At 70.7% G+C, this 4,935-nt stretch carries 3 protein-coding genes; all 3 read left to right on the top strand.

Annotated features, from left to right (window positions below; all coding sequences use genetic code 11):
* The first annotated feature begins 369 nt into the window (after nt 1–369).
* The 3 genes from ACWF94_RS33365 to ACWF94_RS33355 all read left to right on the top strand — a co-directional run bounded on the left by ACWF94_RS33365 (nt 370) and on the right by ACWF94_RS33355 (nt 4,925).
* Nucleotides 370–2,178, top strand: a complete 1,809-nt coding sequence (locus tag ACWF94_RS33365) for a peptidase C14 (RefSeq protein WP_453497209.1) — start codon at nt 370–372, stop codon at nt 2,176–2,178.
* An 80-nt stretch (nt 2,179–2,258) separates the two neighbouring features.
* Nucleotides 2,259–3,575: a Gfo/Idh/MocA family protein gene (locus tag ACWF94_RS33360; RefSeq protein WP_453497206.1), complete on the top strand. Its 1,317-nt coding sequence runs from the start codon at nt 2,259–2,261 to the stop codon at nt 3,573–3,575.
* Between the two features lie 102 nt (nt 3,576–3,677).
* Nucleotides 3,678–4,925: an extracellular solute-binding protein gene (locus tag ACWF94_RS33355; protein ID WP_453497203.1), complete on the top strand. Its 1,248-nt coding sequence runs from the start codon at nt 3,678–3,680 to the stop codon at nt 4,923–4,925.
* The last annotated feature ends 10 nt before the right edge of the window (nt 4,926–4,935 follow it).

Below are 4,935 nucleotides of genomic sequence, written 5' to 3'. Positions count from 1 at the left end.
ACCGCCGGCACCGCCGGCCCCCCTCCCGAGGAATCGACCCGACGCCGCAATCTGCTGCGCGCGGGCGGCATCGGCGGTCTGCTGGTCGCCGCCACGGCCGCCGGTACGACCGGCGCGTACGCCAAACCGGCCGGGGACTCCGCGCGGATCCGCACCGTGGCCCAGGTGGCCGCCCTGCGCGCTCTCGCGCCCCGCAAGCTCGACGACGGGGAGACGGCGCTGGTCGCCGGGTACCGGCGGCCGGGCGACGGCGGGGGGATGACCGTCCGCTGGGACGCGTCCGCCACGGCCCGGGACAACGGCGGCACGGTCATCGCACCCGCCGGGGCCACCGGCCGGGGCAGATGGCTGCGGCTGCACGAAGGGGTTCTGGACTTCCGCTCGTTCGGTCACTTCGACGACGGCGAGCCGGCCGACGCGGCGCTCGACGCCATGGTGGGCGACCCCTCGGTCCACCGGATCGAGGCCCATACGGATCTGCTGTTCACCAAGCGGCACACCGTCACCCGCTCCGGCATCGAGCTGGACTTCGGCGGCCACCGGGTCCGTACCACCGGCATCGAGCGCAACACCGCCGACAACCCGTTCGGCGCCGTCCTCTACTTCCGTGGGAAGACCACCGACGACACCGTCACCGCGACCCTGTCGGCCCCGATGCCCGATCTGGCGGATGTGTTCGAGGTGCCGGACTCGGGCGCCTTCACCGTCGGCCAGTGGTGGGCGGTCGAGATCGACGCGGTCAAGGGCGGCGGAAAGTACGAGAAGGAGGTCCAGCGGCTGGTCCAGGTGACCCAGCGGGTGGACGGGAAGCGTATCCGGGTCAACTACAAGATCGGCTGGGAGCTGGCGGCGGGCCGCACCTTCCGCTGGACCCGCGTCGAGCCGGTCGAGCGCTGCCATGTCCGCAATATGGTCTTCGAGGGTGTGCCGGACGGTGACCAGTACACCGGCTCCCACCCCGTCGCGTATGAGTACGCCGTGTCCTGCGATGTCTCCGGCATCGACTCGACCGGCAGCTTCTGGCCGGTGGTGATGCGCCGCTGGTGCACCTACTTCCACACGTACCAGTGCCAGTTGCGCAACCCCGCGTCGGTCACCTGGGGCGGCGCGGGCTATCTCACCCAGCAGATCTACTGTCTGTACGGGCATGTCGAGGACTGTCACGCCGCCAACGCCCGCCATCTGAACGACTGGACGGCGTCCGCGTACGGCTATGTGACCAACTGCCACGGCGACGGCGACGACCAGGGCCCCTTTGTCACCCACGGCCAGTTCGAGCACGATCTCGTCTACACCGGCAACTCCGGGCTGATGACCTTCGCCAACTCCGGTGCCGCCTGGGGGTCGGTGGCCAAGCGGATCACCGTGCGCAAACACGTCTGTTCCTGGTTTGTCGCCCGGGTGAAGATCACCGATCTGACGCTGGAGGACATGCAGGTCATCGGCAACGCCCAGGCCGGTTCGGGGATGCTGTGGGTGAACGCCGACGGCGTTCAGCTCCGTGGCTGCACCGCGTCGGGCCCGCTGGTGGTCACCCAGTCGTCCAAGCGGTCGAAGCGCCCCAATGTCATCGCCGACTCCGCGTTCCATCAGGGCAAGGGCTCGGTGGTGACCCAGGACAACGTGTCCGCCGATCTCCATCTGGAGCGGGTCGCCCTCACCGGGCTCGACGGCGCCGCGTTCAAGGGCACCGGCGCCCTGGTGCTCGACCGCTGCGACTTCACCGGCGCCTCCGGCGAGGCCGCGCCCAGCACCCTGGCGCACCCCGCGACCACCGTCCACGGCGGCCGGTACCAGAACACCGGGTTCACCCTGAACGCGTCCCGTGACCAGTCGATCCGGCTGGACGGCGGCGCCCGGTTCACCGGCACCAACAGCGCGGGCGCACTGCTCGGGCGGACCGGCGGCGACCGTACGGTGAGCTGGCGGCTCGACGGCTTCCACGGCGAGACCACCGTCGCAGGCACCGCGCATCTGAAGATCACGGACGGTCCGAACCGCTATCAGGCGTCCGCCTCCTCCTTCACCGGAGGGCGGCTCGAACTCGCCCCCGGAGCCTTCGCCGGAGCCGGTCATCTGCTGCACAGCGGATGCGTCGAGGACGGCACCACCAGGACGGCGATGCCGCCCGAGGGCGACCGCGTACGGCACGAGAGCGGCAATCTGCTGCTCGCCTAGCCGCCCGGACCGCCCCGGCGACAGCACCGGGGCGTACCACCGGCCCCGAACCCACACCTCCAGCACCCGTGGACCTCACCTTGTCTTCTGCCGCCAGCCCGCCCGCCGCCCCCGTGGCGGGGCCCGTCCGGATCGCCCTCGTCGGCGCCGGCAACCGGGGCCTCACCTATGTCGACTGGATCCATGACCACCCCGATCGCGTCCGGCTGACCGCCGTGGCCGATCCCGACCCGCGTGCCCGGGAGCGGGCCCGTGCCCGCGCCGCCGGGCCGGTCGCCGAGTACGGCGACTGGCGCGAGCTGCTCGCGGCCGGACCTGCCGGTGCGCGCGTCGCCGACGGCGTACTCGTCTGCACCCAGGACCGCGACCATGTGGAACCCGTCACGGCACTGGCGCGGGCGGGCTACGCGATCATGACGGAAAAGCCGCTCGCCCCCACCGAGGACGAGTGCCGCACCCTCGTCGAGGGCGTACGCGCGGCCGGTGTGCCGTTCGCCGTCTGCCATGTGCTGCGCTACACGCCCTACACCGACCTGGTCAAGAGCGTGGTCGACAGCGGTGTACTCGGCGCCCTCACCGGGGTCGAGCATCTGGAACCGGTCGGCTGGTGGCACTACGCCCACAGCTATGTCCGGGGCCCCTGGCGGCGCGAGGACGGTTCGTCGCCGATGATCCTGGCCAAGTCCAGCCATGACCTGGACTGGCTCACCTATGTGACGGGCCGCCGGATCGAGACGGTCGCCAGTTTCGGTTCGCTGGCCCACTTCCGTCCCGAGAACGCGCCCGACGGCTCGACCGACAACTGCCTCACCTGCCCGGCGGAGATCGAGAACGGCTGCCCGTACTCGGCGCGCAAGCTCTACTACCCGGCGCTGCGCCGCACCGGGGGCCAGTGGCCGATCAGCCATGTGACCGACCGGGCCCACGGCCCCGATGACGAGGCCGTCCTCACCGAGGCGCTGCGCTCGGGCCCGTACGGGCGGTGTGTCTACCGCGGCGACAACGACGTGGTGGACAACCAGGTGGTGGCGATGCGGCTGTCCGGCGGGCTCACCGGCACCTTCACCATGACCGCGTTCACCGAGCAGACCCACCGGCAGACCCGGCTCTTCGGCAGCCACGGCTGGCTGCGCGGCGACGGCGAGCGGGTCACCGTCCATGACTTCCGCGACGACAGCGTGACCGTGCGCGAGACGGCGGCCACCGGCTCCAACGCGGCCGATGGCCACGGCGGCGGCGACACCGTACTGATCGAGTCGTTCGTCACCGCGCTCGCCACCGGTGACCGCTCGCACATCCGCTCAGGGCCCGCCGAGTCCCTCAGCAGTCATCTGGCCGCCTTCGCCGCCGAGCGGTCCCGGACCCGGGGGACGGTCGAGCCGGTGCCCGCCGGCTGACGCCCCGACAGGGGGACGGCCGAGCCCGGTGCCCCCGGCCGACGCCTCCTCGTACCGCCCCCAACAGCTTTTCCGCGAACCCTCTCCAGGAGAACGATCACCATGAGAATCAGCAGAACGATCGCCTGCACCGCCGTGGCCCTGTCCACCGTCGCCGCGCTCACCGCCTGCGGCTCGGACGACGGCGGCTCGGGCGGCGGCACCGTCAACACCTGGGTGTATCCGGTCATCGGCGACGAAAAGGCCAACCAGGCGTACTGGGACGGTCTGGTGAAGGAGTTCAAGAAGACCAACCCCGACATCAAGGTCAAGGTCTCCACCTACCCGTGGGCCAACCGGGACACCGCCCTCGCCACCGCGCTCGCCGCGAACAAGGGCCCCGATGTGGCGTATCTGATCCCCGACCAGCTCGCCGCCTACCAGAAGAACATCGTCCCCGCCGATGACTATCTGTCGTCCGCCGACCGGGAGGCGCTGCGCCCGGCGGCCCGTGACGCGGTCACCATCGACGGCAAGGCGCAGGCCACCCCGGTGCTGATGTCGGCGTATCCGCTGCTCTGCGACAAGAAGGTCTTCGACGCCGCCGGGCTCGCCGACAAGTACCCCACCACCTGGGAGGATCTGAGCGCGCTGGCCCCCCAGCTGAAGGCCAAGGGCTACTACGCCACCAGCTACAGCGGCGACACCACCGCCACGCTCAACATGACGTTCTACCCGCTGCTCTGGCAGGCGGGCGGTGATGTCTTCGACAAGGAGGGCAAGAAGGCCGCCTTCAACAGCGAGGCCGGGGTCAAGGCGCTGTCCTGGCTGAAGACGTACATCGACAAGGGCTGGGCGCCGAAGGACCTGGTCACCACGACCCCCAAGATCGAGCAGACCGATCTCGCCAAAAACAAGGTGGCCTGCACCTGGCAGCACACCGCGGGCGAGGTCGAGCCCTTCTGGGGCAAGGACAACATCGTGGTGAAGCCCCCGCTGACCGGTGAGCGGACCGCCGCGTACGGGACGGTCGGCACGCTCGCCGTCTTCAAGGGAGGCAACACCTCCGACGCGGGCAAGTGGGTGTCGTTCGTCGCCCAGGAGCAGAACAGCGCCGGACTCCAGAAGCCGAACGGCTACTTCCCGCCGCGTGCCGGTGCCGCCGATCTCTACCCGGGCGACGCGCGGCAGGAAGCGACCGCCAAGGTGCTCGACAACACCCAGGTCGGCCCGCTGAACAAGGCGGCCCGGGATGTGATGGGTGTCCTCGCGCCGGAGATCCAGGCCGCGCTGCTCGGCAAGAAGAGCCCCGAGGACGCGCTGAACGCGGCGGCCAAGGCGGCGGACCAGCTGATCGCCCGCAAGCGCTGACCCGGCGGCC

The organism is Streptomyces sp. NPDC055078 (assembly GCF_053607985.1).
This window is presented reverse-complemented; position numbering and strand designations above follow the sequence as displayed.